General features: G+C 44.5%; 14 protein-coding genes. All 14 read left to right on the forward strand.

Going from position 1 to position 18,298, the window contains the following annotated elements; genetic code table 11:
* Positions 1-88 precede the first annotated feature (88 nt).
* Positions 89-2,800, forward strand: coding sequence for a cation-transporting P-type ATPase (locus UC14_RS07465; protein WP_112197488.1), 2,712 nt, complete (start codon positions 89-91; stop codon positions 2,798-2,800).
* Positions 2,801-3,911: 1,111 nt separating this feature from the next.
* On the forward strand, positions 3,912-4,385 hold the full coding sequence (locus UC14_RS07470) for a helix-turn-helix transcriptional regulator (RefSeq protein ID WP_223509121.1): 474 nt from the start codon (positions 3,912-3,914) through the stop codon (positions 4,383-4,385).
* 74 nt (positions 4,386-4,459) lie between these two features.
* Positions 4,460-5,146 carry an EAL domain-containing protein gene (locus UC14_RS07475; RefSeq protein ID WP_037033328.1) on the forward strand — a complete coding sequence of 229 codons (687 nt, stop codon included), beginning with the start codon at positions 4,460-4,462 and terminating at the stop codon, positions 5,144-5,146.
* A 288-nt stretch (positions 5,147-5,434) separates the two neighbouring features.
* Positions 5,435-5,650: a hypothetical protein gene (locus UC14_RS07480; RefSeq protein ID WP_013576884.1), complete on the forward strand. Its 216-nt coding sequence runs from the start codon at positions 5,435-5,437 to the stop codon at positions 5,648-5,650.
* Between the two features lie 74 nt (positions 5,651-5,724).
* Positions 5,725-6,381, forward strand: coding sequence for a YjbF family lipoprotein (locus UC14_RS07485; RefSeq protein WP_013576883.1), 657 nt, complete (start codon positions 5,725-5,727; stop codon positions 6,379-6,381).
* Complete coding sequence (locus UC14_RS07490; protein WP_013576882.1) at positions 6,378-7,121, forward strand: capsule biosynthesis GfcC family protein; 744 nt, start codon at positions 6,378-6,380, stop codon at positions 7,119-7,121. The genes UC14_RS07485 and UC14_RS07490 overlap by 4 nt, the downstream gene beginning before the upstream one ends.
* Complete coding sequence (locus UC14_RS07495) at positions 7,121-9,211, forward strand: YjbH domain-containing protein (RefSeq protein ID WP_165497405.1); 2,091 nt, start codon at positions 7,121-7,123, stop codon at positions 9,209-9,211. Before UC14_RS07490 ends, UC14_RS07495 begins: the two co-directional genes overlap by 1 nt.
* A gap of 170 nt (positions 9,212-9,381) precedes the next feature.
* Entirely contained in the window at positions 9,382-10,812 is a 1,431-nt protein-coding gene (gene wbaP, locus UC14_RS07500) for an undecaprenyl-phosphate galactose phosphotransferase WbaP (RefSeq protein WP_013576880.1), read from the forward strand.
* Positions 10,813-10,909: 97 nt separating this feature from the next.
* On the forward strand, positions 10,910-12,043 hold the full coding sequence (locus UC14_RS07505) for a polysaccharide export protein (protein ID WP_112150915.1): 1,134 nt from the start codon (positions 10,910-10,912) through the stop codon (positions 12,041-12,043).
* 2 nt (positions 12,044-12,045) lie between these two features.
* A complete protein-coding gene (locus UC14_RS07510) occupies positions 12,046-12,480 on the forward strand; it encodes a protein tyrosine phosphatase (protein WP_112150914.1) in 435 nt (144 codons plus the stop codon).
* An 18-nt stretch (positions 12,481-12,498) separates the two neighbouring features.
* The gene (locus tag UC14_RS07515) at positions 12,499-14,670 is read left to right on the forward strand and encodes a polysaccharide biosynthesis tyrosine autokinase (RefSeq protein WP_112150913.1); all 2,172 of its coding nucleotides are present in this window, start codon (positions 12,499-12,501) and stop codon (positions 14,668-14,670) included.
* A gap of 91 nt (positions 14,671-14,761) precedes the next feature.
* On the forward strand, positions 14,762-15,919 hold the full coding sequence (locus UC14_RS07520) for a glycosyltransferase (protein ID WP_112150912.1): 1,158 nt from the start codon (positions 14,762-14,764) through the stop codon (positions 15,917-15,919).
* Positions 15,920-15,934: 15 nt separating this feature from the next.
* Complete coding sequence (locus tag UC14_RS07525) at positions 15,935-16,924, forward strand: glycosyltransferase family 1 protein (RefSeq protein ID WP_112150911.1); 990 nt, start codon at positions 15,935-15,937, stop codon at positions 16,922-16,924.
* A 156-nt stretch (positions 16,925-17,080) separates the two neighbouring features.
* Positions 17,081-18,277: an O-antigen ligase family protein gene (locus UC14_RS07530; protein ID WP_112197490.1), complete on the forward strand. Its 1,197-nt coding sequence runs from the start codon at positions 17,081-17,083 to the stop codon at positions 18,275-18,277.
* The last annotated feature ends 21 nt before the right edge of the window (positions 18,278-18,298 follow it).

Genomic DNA, 18,298 nt, shown 5'->3' on the forward strand with positions numbered 1-18,298 from the left:
TTACGTATCTTGCCAGAAATTAACATCACAATTCTTGCATTACCCGCATCATTCATGAACCCTTTCAGGGATCAAGGAGTCAGGCATCATGAATAATCCAGCGCCATATTCCGTGAATAAAACAACAGAAACACTGTGGTATCAGCAAAGCGTAGAAGAAAGCCTTACCGGGCTACAGTCCGGGCCTGACGGGCTCTCACCCGAAGACGCGAAAAATAAACTCCACCATTACGGTCCTAACGTCCTGCCGCAAAAAGAAGGTAAATCTCTGTTTATTAAGTTTATCTCGCACTTTAAAGATATTCTTATCTATATATTATTAGCGGCCGCTGTCGTCACGGCCATTATGGGGCACTGGGTTGATACACTGGTGATATTAGGTGTGGCGGTTATTAATGCTTTAATTGGTTTCATCCAGGAAAATAATGCTGAGAAATCATTGAAAAGCATTCAGAATATGCTTTCCAGTGAAGCGCTGGTATTACGCGGCGGACAACAGGTCACCGTCGGTACCGATGAAATCGTGCCGGGAGATATTGTTCTGCTGCGCCCCGGTGACAAAATCCCTGCCGATTTACGTCTGATTGACGTGCATAACTTACGTGTCGAAGAAGCCATTCTGACCGGCGAATCGACCGTGGTTTCGAAAAAGACCGGGGCGCTGGAAGGTGAGAAGTCGATTGGCGACCGTAAAAATCTCGCATTTTCAGGCACCACCGTCAGTTCCGGTACCGCCAGCGGCGTGGTATTTGCCACCGGTGGCCAGACTGAACTCGGCCATATCAATGAAATGTTGTCCTCCATTGAAGACAACAAAACGCCGCTATTGGTGCAGATAGATAAACTGGGGAAATCCATTTTTGTCATCATTCTGTTCATGATGGTGGCATTGCTGATTTTTGGTTATCTGCTGCGCGACATTCCGTTTGCCGAGCTGTTGCTGTCAGTGATCAGCCTGGCGGTGGCGGCGGTGCCGGAAGGGTTACCGGCGATCATTTCGATTATTCTTTCGCTCGGCGTACAGGCGATGGCGCGTTCCAAAGCCATTATCCGCAAGCTGCCCACGGTGGAAACACTGGGTGCGATGTCAGTGATTTGCTCGGATAAAACCGGCACGCTGACCATGAACGAAATGACCGTCAAGGCAGTGATTCTGGCGGATAATGTCTGGACGGTAGAAGGCAACAGTTACGAGCCGATGGGCAGCTTCTCGATTGCCGGTTCGGCGTCGCCGCTGCCTGCGGATTCTTCGCCTTTGCTGACCCAGTTCCTGCGTACGGTAGATATCTGTAACGACAGCACACTGTCGCAGGATGCGCAGGGGCACTGGGGCATTACCGGTGGCCCGACGGAAGGGGCGTTGAAAGTATTGGCAGCCAAGGCGCATTTGCCAGAATTGCCGTTTAACCTCAGCAGTAAAATCCCGTTCGATTCTCTCTATAAATATATGGCGGTGGCCGGTGAGAAAAATGGCCAGTCGCAGATCATGCTGACCGGCGCACCGGACGTGCTGCTCAAACTGTGTCAGTTCCAGCAGACGCCGGAAGGGGCGGTGCCGCTGGATCACGCCTACTGGGAATCGGCGATCACGCAATATGCCAGTGAAGGATTACGCATGGTCGCAGCGGCCTGGAAGCCGGTCGATCAGCCGGTTGCTGCACTCGATCATCCGGAACTCAGTCACGGCATGGTGCTGATCGGCATTGCCGGCATGATGGATCCGCCGCGGCCGGAAGCGATTGTGGCGATTGGCGAATGCCAGCAGGCGGGGATCCGCGTCAAGATGATCACCGGTGACCATCAGGAAACCGCGATGGCGATCGGTAAAATGCTTGGCATCGGTAACAGCGAGAATTCCATCACCGGCTATGAGCTGGAGCATATGGATGACGCGCAACTGAGAACGGCGGCGAAGCAGTTTGATATTTTCGCCCGCACCAGTCCGGAACATAAACTGCGTCTGGTGAAAGCGTTGCAGGATACCGGAGAAATTGTCGGCATGACCGGCGACGGCGTGAATGATGCACCGGCGCTGAAACAGGCCAACGTCGGCATTGCGATGGGGATTAAGGGTACGGAAGTAACCAAAGAATCCGCCGACATGATCCTGGTGGACGACAACTTTGCCACCATCGCCAACGCGGTCAGGGAAGGGCGGCGGGTTTACGACAACCTGAAAAAAACCATCCTGTTTATTATGCCGACCAACCTGGCGCAGGGGCTGCTGATCATTATCGCCATTCTGATGGGCAATCTGCTGCCGTTAACACCCGTGCAAATCCTCTGGATGAACATGGCGACTTCTGCCACGTTGTCCTTCGGACTGGCATTTGAGAAGGCTGAAAGCCGCGTGATGCGCCGTCCGCCGCGTAACGTCAGCGCACACGTCATGGATAAATACGCCATCTGGCGCGTGGCGTTTGTCGGGCTGCTGATTTCCATCAGCGCCTTCATGCTGGAAGCCTGGCTGCAGCCGCGTGGTTATGAGCCGGAATTTATCCGCACCGTGCTGTTGCAGACGCTGGTTACCGCGCAGTGGGTGTACATGATCAACTGCCGCGATTCGGATAACTTCTCGCTCAGCCGCGGTCTGCTGCACAATAAAGGCATCTGGATTGTCACCCTGGTGCTGTTTGCGTTGCAGGCGATCATTATCTATGTGCCGCTGATGAACACGCTGTTCGGTACGCGTCCGCTGCCGTTCATCTATTGGATCATCGGCCTGATGATCGGTGTGGCGCTGTTTGTGATTGTTGAAATAGAAAAAGTGCTGACCCGCCGCTGGCGCAAAGCGAGTTAAGGCAAGCCCCTGGGATATTTTCCTCTCAGGGGCCTGTATATTACCGCAGAGAAAATACTCACCCGCTCACCTTCCCGCGCTTCAGCAGCCCGCATAAAAAACATCAACCAGCCGAAAGGCTGGTTTTTTATTGCGCATTCACCTCTCTTAATTGTCTGTAAATTCAACATATTGAAAAATTTACTTTTTAATATTTATCCGAGTTATCTGATAGCCACAATGATTTAAATGCTAATTACCCTGATTTATCTGCACGAATTTACGTTAAAAAGGCATTTTTATAAGAATAGTCTTGGTATTAACAGGCATGGATAATCAAATAATTATTATTATTTGCATGAAAATAAAGAATTAATTCTGTTTACCCTATGAGTTAAGAATGTTCTTGGGTAAATTAGGGGTTACTGGCCCGGTTAATCGCTATGCATAAATGTGTATAAAAGAGCAATAGGTTAGTTTTTTTGAGCGGTTTTTCAGATAATGACTCAATAATGAAATTTGAATGTTTAGTTTTCGTAAAAAGCAAAATCTGAAATCACACTTAAAAAAAGTGAAAAATCCTGTTTTAAAACAAAAATACAGACAGTTAAGTGTGTTAATGGAGTTGTTTAAATGAGAGAGATTCTTACTGAGATAGTTCTTAGATTTTGGGGGCGCTTAACCTTAAAAGCGTCGTATACGTCACATTTTGATTCCTAATTAGGAATAATTGTAAGAATGCGCCTAGAAAACAGGCATGCATTTAACGATAAGAAAGTGTAAATCGATCGGTCAAACCTATTGTTAGGTCTTATTATGAGCGAGAAAAACGATTTGAAGAGTTTCGGCTGCGTATTACTCTACGTACAGATACTGAAAAGTTTTAAATATGATTTAGAGCGGATCTAAACATTCTTTTTTCTTATCTCTTTCTGAGAGTGCTTTATTCTTCCCCGGATTAACGAGGCAGAATTTGAGCGTTTTTAAAACCACATAATTAGGCGGCCCAATGCCTCGGGTAATAATCTGGAGTGAGTGCCAATTTACTAAATTGGCGTTGAAAGAAATAATCTCCAAGAAGCTGCCTTACGTAGACAATGTCATCCCATTTGACCAGAACGAAGGGATGAACTTGTTTGCGAAAGATTACTTGATCATCGATCCTTCAGGCGGTGGCTTCCACAGGTGTTATGAGTTTTTAAGAGAAAATCTGAATATATTGGACCCGGAGAGAATTCTGATTGTGTCATCAGCTGTTGATATGTTAATGCTCGAGCTTTTACTGAAAAAGGAGTTCAAGTTCCTTAAGAAGAAGAGTGATCTGGTTGATGTCGAGAGATCAGTTGAGCAATTTATCCGGCTTCAGGGCAGCGCGATTAACAAGGAAGAATTCAATTATAATATTACCAAAATGGAAGAAAAAGTTTTGGTGATGATGATGTCTGGTCTGTCTGTCACCAGCATTTCAAATATTCTAAAGCTCAGTGTTAAAACGATTAGTGTTCATAAATGCAACTCATTAAGAAAAATAGGCGTTGATGCCAGCAGCAGTTCAGCTTTGTTCTTTTTGCACAAACACGCCGTGGGTAACAGAATTGTCAGATAACAAAAAAACTTTTTAAGCTGACCTTGCACAGTGCAGGTCCGCGACAGACATTGCTATTTTTTCAGGGGTATGAAATGCGATCACTCAAAAGAAGTCATCCTGGCTTCCTGTATGAACCCATTGTGTCCGTCTCGGGAGTGATACTTGGTTTTGAGCTGGTTAAGAAAAAGAATACAAAGGAAAGCAACGAGTATTCAGAGGATTACGCATTACCTCTTTCTGCTGAAGAGAAGGTGAAGGACTTCTTCGAGCAGGTCACCACAGCGTGTGTGAATGAAAGTATCTTTGTCGCCAACGGCTTTTTATTGTCGATCAATATTGACTATGAGATTGCGGTGCATATTGCCAGCAATCAGGCGATACAAAAGGTTTTGCAGCAGCACAAATATATAAGACTGGAGGTGAGTGAGGATTTTCACGAATTCAATGCCGGGCAGGAACGTCCTGTGCTTCAGTCTTTAGCTGCATGCTGCCCTTTATGGCTGGATAATTTTGGCGCAGGTAACACCAGTCTTACGCTGGTGATGAGCGAAAAGTTTGAATATATAAAAATCAGTAAGACCTTTTTTTGGCAACACCAGGGAACTCAATCTCTAAGAAAAGTGATCGCCCATCTCAGGCCCTATTGCCGTGGCATTATTATCAATGGTGTCGAGAATTCGCAGCATATTGAGTACTTAAGCGGCAGTGATATTCTTGCTATGCAAGGTGCGTTATGGCTGCCTTATAGTCAGGATGAATTAATACAGTCATTTTTTTGAAAAGAATGACTTTTAAAATAACGCTGTAATAAGCACGAATAGCTAATTACTGCGGTTATTTTAAATGTACGGGAACCTATCGCCTGACCTATTTTTGGCGAGGGGAACCTGTGCGAATTATTACCGGAATTATCGTTTGGCAAATTGGTGGCCGTAAACCAGGGGCGGTAGCATAGCTAAAATATATACCGGTCTTAAATTGTACAATAATTATTTTCTATTGATATACTCAAAGGGCCCATTGGTTATTGGGTGAACAATTCGTTTGTCAATTGAAGAGGAGTAATTATGAGAAAATTTATGTTTTCTGTTATTGCCCTGATGCTGCTGCCGCTATATTCGCAGACAACATCTGCTGCTGAACTTAGCTCAGGGGAAACAGTGGCGGCAGTGGTCGGTACCAGCGGTGCAATATTAGCCGCAGGTCTGATTGCTGTAGGTAACGATGATAGTGATGGTAACAGCAACACCAATACCTCAACTACCACCACAACCTCACGCTAATAAGTCACTTAATTATAACCACACATCCGTGTGGTTATTTTCCCACATGATAATAAAGATATAGGGAATCACTTGTGCGCTATTCCTTATTGTTCCTCTGCCTCTTGTTACAAGCATGTTCCCCTTCGCAAAACAGTCTGGTTGATACTTTTAAGGTTGCCATTAAAGGGCCGCAGGATGTTGTGGTGCCACCCCAAAGAATTGCCGCTATTCCTTACGGCAGCATTTATTTAAAACTGCCTACGTCTGCGCAAATCTTTGTGGTCGGTTATCTCCAGGATGGCTTTGAAAAATGGAGTACCGGCGACCAGGTCGTATTTATTACCCAAAATGGTCGCCTGGTCCGTTCGGCCGGTTATTCGCAAGGGGATCTGCTGGAAGTCACCAATCTGCAACAAGACCCGCTGTTGCATGCAGCAAATTTGCGTGAAGGGGCTGGCTGGACACGTCTGATGCGCTGGACGGAGAACCGGCAGCCATTGTCATCCGTTGTGACATCCCGTTTCAGCCGTGAGGACGACGAAACCCTGACACTTCCCGGAAGAGTCGTCGCCTGTCAGGTGTGGCGCGAGGATGTGACGCTTGAGGCCACGGGTGACCGCTGGCAAAACACTTTCTGGGTAGATCCGCACAGCGGATTGGTGCTCAAGAGCAATCAGAGGTTGGGAGCAGATATGCCGGTGAGTATGACGTTGCTCAAACCTGCCAATGCGGGGATCCCACCAGCATGAAAATAAAAACGCTTTTATTCATTTTTAGCGCCTTGCCGGGGATGGCATTTTCCGAGGGCAACGTGGCCGTTTACACCAGCGCCTCTCAGGGGCAGCCTGCCCAGGTACTCAGCCATATTAAAGATATGCGCCAGATGATGGCGGAGTCCGATCTGATCCGCCAATCCTGGTCGCCCGGCACCGTGATTGCTGTGCCTGCCGCCACGCCTGAGGCGCAGCAACAGTATCTGTCCATGCAGAACCAGCTCAAGGCCTGGCGTGCCACGGAGAGTGGCGATACGCAGCAGACCATTAACCGCGTCATTCAGCAGTTGCAGGGGTTGCAGGTTACCGGTCGTCAGTTTACCCCGATGGATGCGGATTTGATCCTCAACAACAATGCCGCTAACCGCCAGTTACAGGGGGATTATCGCGTCTATACCGCAACGCGTCCCAACAGCGTGTTGTTGCTGGGTGCGGTGAGTGGTGCGGGAAAACAGCCGTGGGTTGCAGGTCGTACGATTCGTGAATATCTCGCAGACCATCAATTTCTTTCTGGTGCCAATCTGAATGAAGCCGTGGTGATTGATCCCAATGGAACCATCCGGGTCGTGCCGGTCGCGTACTGGAATTATCGCCACGCTGAAGCCCAGCCGGGCAGTATCATTTGGGTCGGTTTTTCTGACTGGACGCTGCCGCGCCAGTTTAAAAACCTTAATCAGCACATCGTCTCTGTTTTGGCGCACCGGATCCCTGAATGATGAAACCAAAATATCTTCTCAGCCTGCTTGCTGTGTCCGTGGTTTACGCTAATTCCGTCCGGGCGCAAACGTATGATGAACCCCTTGGTCCTTCACAGTCCGATTTCGGCGGCGCGGGACTTTTACAAACACCGACGGCGCGGGTCCCGAAAGAAGGGGAGTTCAGTGCCAACTACCGCGATAATGATGCCTACCGTTTTTATTCGGTCTCGATGGCGTTGTTTCCCTGGCTGGAGACCACGTTGCGTTATACCGACGTGCGTGACCGGCTTTACAGTAGTGATCCAAACTTCAGCGGCAATCAAACCTATAAAGACAAGTCTTTCGATGTGAAATTAAGGCTGTGGGAAGAGGGCTACTATCTTCCGCAGGTTGCGTTGGGCAAGCGCGATATCGGCGGCACGGGGTTGTTTGACAGTGAATATCTGGTCGCCAGTAAAGCGGCCGGACCGCTAGATTTCACGCTGGGGATAGGCTGGGGTTATATCGGCAACAGCGGCAATATCACGAACCCTTTCTGCAAAGCCAGCGATAAATATTGTACCCGCGCGCAAAGCCATTCCACCGGCGATATTTCACTCAATGATATGTTCCGCGGCCCTGCGGGGGTATTCGGCGGCGTGGAGTATCAGACCCCCTGGCAGCCGTTGCGCCTGAAGATGGAATACGATGGTAATAACTACCGCGATGATTTTGCCGGGGCACTAAAACAGAACAGTAAGTTTAACTTCGGTGCTGTTTATCGCCTGGCAAGCTGGATGGATGTCAACGCCAGCTACGAGCGTGGCAATACCTTTATGTTCGGGTTTACCCTGCGCAGTAACATGAACGATTGGGTTCCTCATCAGATTGATGATCCGGTTCCTGCCTATCAGCCGCAGCCGCAAAGTGCGGGAATGGTTAATTACAGCGTCGCGACCGGACAACTGGCTCAGCTGAAAGGCAATGCCGGGTTTAGCGAACCGCGTATCGACATCCGTGACGACACCCTCAACGTTACGGGTCAGCAGGATAAATATCGCAATACGTCCAAAGGCGTAGAGCGTGCCAATCTCATCATGCTGAATAATCTGCCGGAGAATGTCGACACCCTGGATGTTACCCAAAACCGCTTTGGTATGCCGATGGTCACCACACGTACCCGCGTGGCGAGCCTGCGTCAGCAGCAACAGGGTTATCCGCTGGGGCAGGAACAGTCCCTGAACCAGCAACGGATTGAACCGGTCACGGATGTTGGTCAGGGATTCTTTATCGGCAAGGACCGGTTTAATTACAGCCTGTCGCCGGTATTAAGACAATCCGTCGGCGGCCCTGAAAACTTTTATATGTATCAGATCGGGGTGCTGGCGGATGCCAACTACTGGCTGACAGATCATCTGCTTGTCGATGGCGGCGTGTTTGGCAACGTTGCCAATAACTACGATAAGTTCCGCTATGACGGCGTCAGTAATGACTCTTCTCTGCCACGCGTACGAACGCATATCCGTGAATACGTTCAGAACGATGTCTATGTGAATAACCTGCAAGCCAACTACTTCCGTTATCTGGGCAACGGTTTCTACGGACAGCTTTATGGCGGTTATCTGGAGATGATGTACGGCGGCGTCGGGGGCGAAGTGCTCTACCGGCCACTGGATTCTGACTGGGCACTGGGTATTGATGCTAACTATGTCAAACAGCGCGACTGGGACGACATGATGCGTTTTACCGATTACAAAGCCGCGACCGGCAACCTGACAGCCTACTGGCGGCCGGCATTTATGGATGATGTGCTGGTGAAAATGAGTGTCGGGCAATATCTGGCTAAAGACAAAGGCGGCACGTTGGATCTCTCCAAACGCTTTGACAGCGGTGTCACCGTGGGAGCCTATGCGACGCTGACGAATGTCTCTAAACAGGAATACGGTGAAGGCTCCTTTACTAAAGGCTTCTACATCTCTGTTCCGCTGGACTTGCTGACGGTCAAACCGACACGCAGTACACCAACCGTCAGCTGGACACCACTGACGCGTGATGGTGGCCAGATGCTGGGCAGACAGTACGGCTTGTACGGTATTACTTCAGACAGAGATTCGCCGCAGTTGCCTTAATGAAAGGTTGTGCCTGACTGCAACAGTCAGGCACCTACAAAATGACTTATTTATTATTTTTCTGATATGTCAGCATGTCAGGAGACCGTTAATGAAGTCCATTATTATAAGCCTATTAACCTGATGCTCTCAGGTAATAATTATTTTTTGATACTTGTTGTGAGGGAAATATGACATTTCTCACCAGAAATTTTTACTCAAGCCTGTTTCTTGCTCTTTCGGATTTCGTCAGTTTTACCCTGTCGATTTATGTCGCTAAAATATTACTGAGCTTTATGCTCAAAGAGTTTGATGACTATATTCCCGCTCAACATGTTACTGCCCTGGTTTTATTACACTGGACGCTGGCATTTTGTTGTGTTGGCTGGTTCTCCATGCGCTTGCGGCATTATTACTACCGCAAAACCTTCTGGTTTGAACTGAAAGAAATTTTACGCACGCTGGTCATTTTTGCCGTTATTGAGATCGCGGTGATGGCTTTCGCGGAGTGGAATTTTTCCCGCTATATGTGGATCCTCACCTGGTTGTTGGTGCTGATATTTGTACCTTGTGCCCGCATGATGACTAAGCGTGTATTAACGGTTCTGGGTATCTGGCAACGCGATGCCATTATTATTGGTACCGGTAAAAATGCTCACGAGGCTTACAAAGCGATTCAAAGCGAAAAGAATCTCGGGCTGAACGTCACCGGATTTATTTCCAGCGAACTCACTGACAAGCCGGGTGACAGCATTGATGGCATTCCGATCATATTCTGCGATGACCTGTGGTTATTAACCCCGTGCGATAAGAAAACCCAGTTTATTGTCGCCGTGGAAGCACACCAGAGCGATATCCGTAACTACTGGCTGCGGGTGTTTATGATCCACGGTTACCGCTATGTCTCAGTGATCCCGACACTGCGCGGCATGCCGCTCGACAGTACGGATATGTCGTTTATTTTCAGCCACGAAGTGATGATCTTACGTGTTCATCAGAACCTGGCGAAATGGTCATCACGCTTCCTGAAACGCGCTTTCGATATTGTGGCTTCACTGGGGATTATTGCCATATTGTCTCCGCTGCTGCTGTATATCAGCTTCAAAGTGAGAAAAGATGGCGGCCCGGCAATTTATGGCCATGAGCGTATTGGTAAAGGCGGCCGTCCTTTCAAATGTCTTAAATTCCGCTCAATGGTAATCAATTCCAAGGAAGTGCTTGAGGAATTGCTGGCAAATAACCCCGAAGCACGCGCTGAGTGGGATGAGACATTTAAGCTGAAAAACGATCCACGTATTACACGCATCGGACATTTATTGCGTAAAACCAGCATGGATGAATTGCCGCAGTTATTTAATGTATTAAAAGGAGAGATGAGCCTTGTTGGTCCGAGGCCTATTATTAACGCTGAACTGGAGCGTTACAGTGATGAGGTGGATTATTACTTGCTGAGCAAACCGGGAATGACCGGATTATGGCAGGTGAGTGGTCGCAGTGATGTGGATTACGAGACCCGCGTCTATCTTGACGCCTGGTATGTAAAAAACTGGTCGATGTGGAATGACATTGCCATCTTATTTAAAACAGTAAGTGTTGTGCTTAGAAAAGACGGTGCTTATTAACAGTCATTTAAATAATGCATCACCCTCATGTATTGGCTGCTAGTTATTAGCGTCATGGCCAACATCAATTTCTGTTGAACCACATGATATGGATTTTATGAAAAATAAAACGTTTAAGATTTCTGCATTATTCGGGGCTTTGTTACTGAGCGGATGTACGGTTATTCCAGGGCAGTCGTTAAGTACCACGGACAAAGATGTTGTTCAACCTACTGATAGCAATTATGACATTGATAAATTAGTTAACGTGTACCCGATGACGCCAGGTCTGGTGGATCAGCTGCGTCCGATCATTGCTCAGGCACGGCCAAATCCAGAGCTGGATATGCAACTGCAAAACTACCAATACCGCATTGGTTCCGGGGATGTTCTGATGGTTACGGTGTGGGATCATCCTGAACTGACCACCCCGGCAGGCCAGTACCGCAGTGCCAGTGATACGGGTAACTGGGTGAATACCGATGGCACGATATTTTACCCATACATAGGTAAAGTCGCCGTGGCGGGGAAAACTGTCTCTCAGGTTCGTGAGGAGATCAGTAGCCGTCTGGCGACGTATATTGAAAGTCCGCAGGTGGATGTCAGCGTCGCGTCGTTCCGCTCGCAAAAAGTTTATGTCAGTGGCGAGGTTGTGAAATCGAGCCAGCAGCCGATTACCAATATCCCTCTCACTGTTATTGATGCCATCAATGCCGCGGGCGGGCTGGCGCCGGACGCAGACTGGCGTAATGTCGTATTAACTCATAACGGGAAGGATCGTCGCATCTCGCTTGAAGCATTGATGCAGAAAGGGGATTTAACCCAAAATCAGTTGCTCTTTCCGGGCGATATTCTCTACGTACCACGTAATGATGACCTGAAAGTATTCGTCATGGGGGAAGTCGGGAAACAGAGCACGCTTAAAATGGATCGCAGCGGAATGACGCTGGCAGAAGCATTAGGTAATGCAGACGGCGTTTCACAGGTGATGTCGGATGCCTCGGGGATATTTGTTATCCGCCAGATTAAGGATAATAAACAGGGGAAAATCGCCAATATCTATCAGCTGAATGCTAAAGATGCCTCCGCAATGGTGATGAGTACTGAATTCCAGTTACAGCCGTACGATATTGTTTATGTTACCGCCGCACCGGTTGTCCGCTGGAACCGCGTGATATCTCAGCTGGTTCCTACTATTAACGGGGTTAATAGTATGACCGAAACTGCACGATATATTCATAACTGGAATTAGGAATGTTTGATTCATTGCTGATTATCTGCACGGGAAATATTTGCCGCTCTCCAACGGCAGAACGGATATTACGTCAATTATTACCTGATAAAAAAATAGACTCTGCAGGTGTCAAAGCATTAGTGGGATATCCCGCTGACGAAACGGCATTACTGACTGCACAGCACTATGGTGTTGCTCTGGATGGGCATAAAGGCAGGCAATTTACCAAGCAACTTGGGCGTCAGTATGACCTGATACTCGTGATGGAAAAACGCCATATTGAATCTGTCACACGTATGGCTCCGGAGGTTCGTGGTAAGACTTTGCTACTGGGGCACTGGCTGCAGCAAAAAGAAATTCCCGATCCATATCTCCAAAGCCAGGAAGCATTCAACTTTGTTTATCAGCTAATTGACCGGGCTTGCCAGAGTTGGGCAATTAAACTGGGTGGCTAAAAATTAGGAATCTATTGCATGTCATCTGTTATTTCTTTGAAGTCAGAAAGTTCACACTCGGGTGAAATTGAACTGGGTAAGTTAATTGGGCAATTACTTGACCATAGAAAACTTATTATTATCTTAACCGCAATATTTGCGGTGTTGGCGGTAGTATATGCTTTATTTGCCACTCCGATATATCAGGCTGATGCTCTGATTCAGGTTGAACAAAAGCAAGGCAATGCCCTCATTAATAGCATCAGCCAGATGTTACCAGACAGTCAGCCTGATTCAGCGCCGGAAGTCGCACTTTTACAGTCCAGAATGATATTGGGTAAAACAGTCCAGGATCTGAATCTACAGGCAAATGTTGAACAGGATTACTTCCCAATTTTTGGAAGGGGTTGGGCTCGTCTGACTGGACAGCCGAAAGGTAAGTTAACCGTGAGTCGACTTTATCTGCAAAATGTCGCCGGTAAAAGTCCTGAAATTACGCTTACGGTGCTTGATAAACATCATTTTAATATCACCGGTAATGATATCGATTTAAAAGGAACCGTCGGTGAGCTTATCGAAAGTAAAGGCATCTCATTACTGGTTAGTCAAATGGATGCACCGCCGGGAACTAGTTTTACAGTAAGCTATCTGACATATCTGGATGCCATTAACAAAGTTCTGGGTTCTTTCTCTGCGGAAGATCAGGGGAAGAATACGGGTATCCTTAATTTGACATTCACAGGCGATGATCCTGAATTAATTAAAGCTGTTTTAAATAGTATCAGCGAGAACTACCTTGCACAAAATATCGCCCGGCAAGCTGCTCAGGATGCGAAAAGCCTCGAATTTCTAAATACACAACTCCCCAAAGTCCGTAGCGATTTAAATATTGCGGAAGATAAGTTAAATACTTACAGGAAACAAAGTGATTCTGTTGACCTGTCACTGGAAGCAAAGTCGGCTTTAGACCAGATTGTAAATGTTGATAATCAATTAAATGAGCTTACTTTCCGTGAGGCTGAAATTTCTCAGCTTTATACCAAATCGCATCCAACCTATAAGGCGCTTATGGAAAAACGCCAGACATTGGAGGAAGAAAAAGAGAAGCTCAATAAGCGCGTCTCCGGAATGCCAGCAACCCAACAAGAAGTGTTGCGATTGAGTCGTGACGTAGAATCCGGTCAGGCAATCTATATGCAATTGCTGAACCGGCAGCAGGAATTGAGCATTGCAGAATCAAGTGCTATTGGTAATGTAAGAATAATTGATAGCGCGGTGACTGAGCCTAAACCTGTAAAACCCCGAAAGCTTTTGGTTATATTTATAGGGATTGTTTTAGGGGGAATATTCTCATTATCTATTGTCCTGTTAAGAATTTTCCTGCACAGAGGTATCGAGTCACCTGAACAGTTAGAAGAATTGGGCATTAATGTGTATGCAAGCGTTCCTCTGTCTGAATGGATTGTTAAAGAATCAGTATCAAAAAAAGGAAAAAAACAAAAGAACAAAGACAACTTTTTATTTTTAGCGCAAGAAAATCCTGCCGACCTGGCAATAGAGGCAATTCGTGGGCTGCGTACCAGTTTGCACTTTGCCATGATGGAAGCTAAAAATAATGTCTTAATGATCTCCAGTGCAAGCCCGAATGCCGGTAAAACATTTATAAGCAGCAACATGGCTGCATTGTTAGCCATGGGAAATCAGCGCGTACTGTTTATAGATGCTGACCTGCGCAAAGGTTATGTGCATAAACTGTTCAAGGGTAGTCTGGAGCATGGTCTGTCTGATATTCTTGCTGGGAAATCCACTATCGAACAGGGTGTTAAAACCTTGCCAGGTGTCGGGTTTGATTATATTACGCGCGGTAAGGTACCCCCGAATCCTGTCGAGTTATTAATGCATTCGCGCTTTAATAAGTTAATCGAATGGGCTGCTGAGAATTACAATATTGTTGTCATTGATACTGCCCCTATTCTTGCGGTCACTGATGCCGCTGTCATTGGACGCTATGCTGGCACATCGTTGCTGGTGGCACGATTTGAGGTCAATACTCCAAAAGAAATGGAAGTGAGTATCAGACGTTTCGCACAAAGTGGCGTTGAAATTAAAGGATGTATACTTAACGGGGTTGTAAAAAAAGCCAGTAGTTATTACGGCTACGGATACAATCATTATGGCTATGAATATTCGGATAAAAAATCTGACGAATAGTATGCATGTTTATGTCAGATCGATACTTTAATTGATGAATGCGGGTTGTTTGTCTTAAAACATTAACGCATAAAGAAATTCAGGCCAAAAAATGAAAAAAATTCTTGTTGCTTGTCGTGGTTATTATCCTGATATCGCCGGGGGTGGCGAAATTTCAACTAAGTTGTTGACTGAACAATTGTCAAGTTTAGGCTATGAAGTTGAAGTACTTGCTGTCAGTGATGCTGATTATAAAGATCAGGTTAATAGCATAGATGTTAACAGGGTTAAGTATTCTAATTTGTATTGGTCCATGAAAAACAAAGAAGTATCTAAAGTTAAGAAGCTAATCTGGCATATTGTGGATTCTAATAACATTGCATTTGCAAATAAAATTGGCGCGATTTTAGAAAAAGTAAAACCAGACATTTTTATTACCAGTACGATAGAGGATATATCTTCACTGGCCTGGAAAATTGCAAAGGAAAAAGGAATACGGACTATCCATATCTTAAGGAGTTATACATTATTATGTGTAAACGCAAATATGTATAAGGAAGATAATTGCGGTAGTCGATGTGGATTGTGCAAGAGCATGACTATTCTTAAAAAATCCAACTCAAAGTATGTGGATGATGTAGTTGGTATCAGTCGTTTTGTCTTGGATGAACATATAAGAAGCGGTTATTTCAAGAACGCACAACAACATGTTATTTATAATATTTGTTTGGAAGATGTTTTAAAAGAAAGGCAATATAATGGTTTTAATGGAAAAATAATAAATTTTGGTTATTTAGGGCGCGTTCATAAAACAAAGGGAATAGATTTGATATTTGCAGCGCTTAGTAAGCTCCCTGACAGTATAACCAAAAATATTAGTTTGAAAATAGCAGGTGATGGAGATAAAGATTACATACGCCATCTTTCTGATGAAGCCAGGAAAAGTAAGTTGAACGTTGAGTTTCTGGGTAATGTGCCTGCAAATGACTTTCTTGATTGCCTGGACCTTTTAATTGTGCCATCAAAATGGAATGAACCATTTGGCAGGGTGATCATTGAGAGTATGGCAAGAAAGGTTCCTGTCGCAGCGAAGAAAGTCGGTGGGATTCCTGAATTACTGTCAGATAACCAAGGCTTTTTATTTGATAATGAAGAGCAACTTACTTTATTAATCCGGAACTATTTAGAAAGTAACCTGCATTTTAAATTTATATTGAACAACTTTGAAACAAAAAATATTGTCAATAAATGGAATGATTTATTGTCTTAATTACAAGGGGGGGTAATGAAAAAAATAATATTCGATAAAAGATGGGAAGGCGGCCATGGGATTGGAAGATTTTCATCAGAAATCACGAAGCGTGTCAACTTCGACGGGTACATAAAACTAAATATAAAGCCCACCAGTCCTTTAGATATCTTAGTCACTCCATGGTATCTGTTTTCTAATAAATCAATATATTTCACCCCCGGATTTAATGCCCCCTGGTTATTTGTCAATCGTAGTATTATTACTATCCATGATTTAAATCATATTGATATCAGCGGAAATGATAGTCTTCTAAAAACTATTTATTATGACTTTGTTTTAAAGCGGGCTTGCAAGAAATCGTTGCTAATATTTACCGTGTCTGAATTCTCAAGAAGGAGGATAGCTGAATGGGCAGGCGTCTCTCCCGAAAAAATTGTGGTAGTTGGAAATGGTGTATCTAAAGATTTTAGACCTGAGGGAGATGTTTTTAAGCCCGGATACAAATACTTTTTATGTGTAAGTAACAGGAAACTACATAAAAATGAAGAAAGGTTAATAAAGGCTTACTCTACTATTGAAGAAAAATGTGGAATCAAACTTGTTTTGACAGGAAAAGAAACACCTGAATTAAAAGAATATATTGCTTCTCTGGATTTGTCAGACGATGTTTATTTTACCGGTTATATCGATGAAGAAAAGTTGCCATCTTATTATCGTGGTGCTAGTGCATTGCTAATGCCATCGTTATACGAAGGTTTTGGTTTACCTGTCATTGAAGCAATGGCTTGTGGTGTACCTACGTTGGCCTCGAACACGACAGCACTTAAAGAAATCGCTGAAGGTTATTCAGTTCTGGTTGATCCTGAATCTGTCGAGGACATAGCAAGAGGAATAAATTCTCTGATAAATAATAAGGTTTTGGTTAATGACCTACAGATTAAGGGCCTGCATCGTGCCAGGCAATTCACCTGGGATAAAACTGTAAGTTTAATTAATCATTCGCTTACTAAATTAAGAAAATAGAAAGTGAAATCTGTACTACTACAAACTGACATAATCTATTTTTTACTAAGTGGTTAGGATATAAATCTTTCCTGTATAAAGTTATGGGGTGAGTTAACTGCTTGACGAAAAAATAAGCTAATAATCGGCCTGCGAGATCAAAAAAAGTGATGGGTTATGAAGTTTAATAAAATAGAACTTACGTCATTTGCATTTTCATTATGTACGAGTGTTGACCTGTTAAGTTTTATGGGGTTCAGGGTATCACTTATTCCGATGGTCATATATGGAGTTGCATTAATCATTAAGAATAAATCCATTGACAAAAATATTTTCTTTGTTTTGGTTTTCTTTTTATGTTGTGCTCCTTCGGTTATGTTTAGTTATGCTTTCGGTAAGTCCGCTGGATATTTAATATGGATAATTTTTAATTTCTTTTTTATTTCATATATATTCAAACATCTTGCTCAGAATGATTATTCTGCTACCTTGAAAGGGTTATTTAACTCTTATCGCTTTCAAATTGTTTGTGGTGCAATTTTTTATTTCGCACATTTGCAAGACAGAGCGCACTTTCTCTATTATGAACCTTCTTACTTCGCCATCGCTTTAATACCATATGTTGTGATCGTTTTATGTAATTTTTTCCAAAAAGACAACAAAATACAAATACCCAAAGCACAGTTTTTTGATATTTTTTTATGTATCGTTGCAATTTATACAACCAAAAGTGCTAATTTACTTTTAGTTTTCCTAATTGGTACCTGCGTCATATCGTTACATGGAAAGAACAAGATGTTAAAAATATCAATTTCTTTGCTTATAATGTTTATTGGTTTCGTGGGTCTTTATTTTTATGCTAAAACAAACAATGATTTGATTGCTATTACCTTTAGAAATGTTTTTATGTCGGGTGATGTTTTAGAAGGTCTGAAAGACCGTGTGGGTAACAGATGGTACAGAGTTGAAATGGCTTATCATGTTGCCTTAGAACATTTTTGGGGGGTTGGGATTGGTGCTTATACCGAGTACACATTAAGTAATAAAAGTGCCTATCCATTTTACAATTCCCTGCCGTGGTATTTAAATCCCTTCGGGCTTCCAGCGATCAATCTTTACGTCGAAATGGCGGCTACATGTGGTTGGATGGCACTGATTGTATGGTTGATATGGCATCATAGGTTGTTGTTTGCTCGTGAAGCCGTGTTGTTTAAAGGAACTGTTATTTACTTCTCGTTACTTATATCAATGATAATTCTTATAATTGAATCTAGTTTTATGAGACCTTATTACTGGGTGTTAATTGGAATTTGTATGTCGCATAATCGATTTACTTTTAAAAGAATATTTACCAATGAAAACACCCTTAAATAAATATATGATTCATTTTGAGCT

It is taken from the genome of Rahnella sp. NRRL B-41462, from assembly GCF_003263525.1.
GTDB classification, from domain to species: domain Bacteria; phylum Pseudomonadota; class Gammaproteobacteria; order Enterobacterales; family Enterobacteriaceae; genus Rahnella; species Rahnella aceris.

Excerpts from the sequence above, each read along its gene's own strand:
- UC14_RS07520 (WP_112150912.1), top strand. The coding sequence starts at position 14,762 with ATGAAAAAAATTCTTGTTGCTTGTCGTGGTTATTATCCTGATATCGCC.
- UC14_RS07510 (WP_112150914.1), top strand. The coding sequence starts at position 12,046 with ATGTTTGATTCATTGCTGATTATCTGCACGGGAAATATTTGCCGCTCT.
- UC14_RS07465 (WP_112197488.1), top strand. The coding sequence starts at position 89 with ATGAATAATCCAGCGCCATATTCCGTGAATAAAACAACAGAAACACTG.
- wbaP (WP_013576880.1), top strand. The coding sequence starts at position 9,382 with ATGACATTTCTCACCAGAAATTTTTACTCAAGCCTGTTTCTTGCTCTT.
- UC14_RS07475 (WP_037033328.1), top strand. The coding sequence starts at position 4,460 with ATGCGATCACTCAAAAGAAGTCATCCTGGCTTCCTGTATGAACCCATT.
- UC14_RS07530 (WP_112197490.1), top strand. The coding sequence starts at position 17,081 with ATGAAGTTTAATAAAATAGAACTTACGTCATTTGCATTTTCATTATGT.
- UC14_RS07525 (WP_112150911.1), top strand. The coding sequence starts at position 15,935 with ATGAAAAAAATAATATTCGATAAAAGATGGGAAGGCGGCCATGGGATT.
- UC14_RS07505 (WP_112150915.1), top strand. The coding sequence starts at position 10,910 with ATGAAAAATAAAACGTTTAAGATTTCTGCATTATTCGGGGCTTTGTTA.
- UC14_RS07480 (WP_013576884.1), top strand. The coding sequence starts at position 5,435 with ATGAGAAAATTTATGTTTTCTGTTATTGCCCTGATGCTGCTGCCGCTA.
- UC14_RS07495 (WP_165497405.1), top strand. The coding sequence starts at position 7,121 with ATGAAACCAAAATATCTTCTCAGCCTGCTTGCTGTGTCCGTGGTTTAC.
- UC14_RS07515 (WP_112150913.1), top strand. The coding sequence starts at position 12,499 with ATGTCATCTGTTATTTCTTTGAAGTCAGAAAGTTCACACTCGGGTGAA.
- UC14_RS07490 (WP_013576882.1), top strand. The coding sequence starts at position 6,378 with ATGAAAATAAAAACGCTTTTATTCATTTTTAGCGCCTTGCCGGGGATG.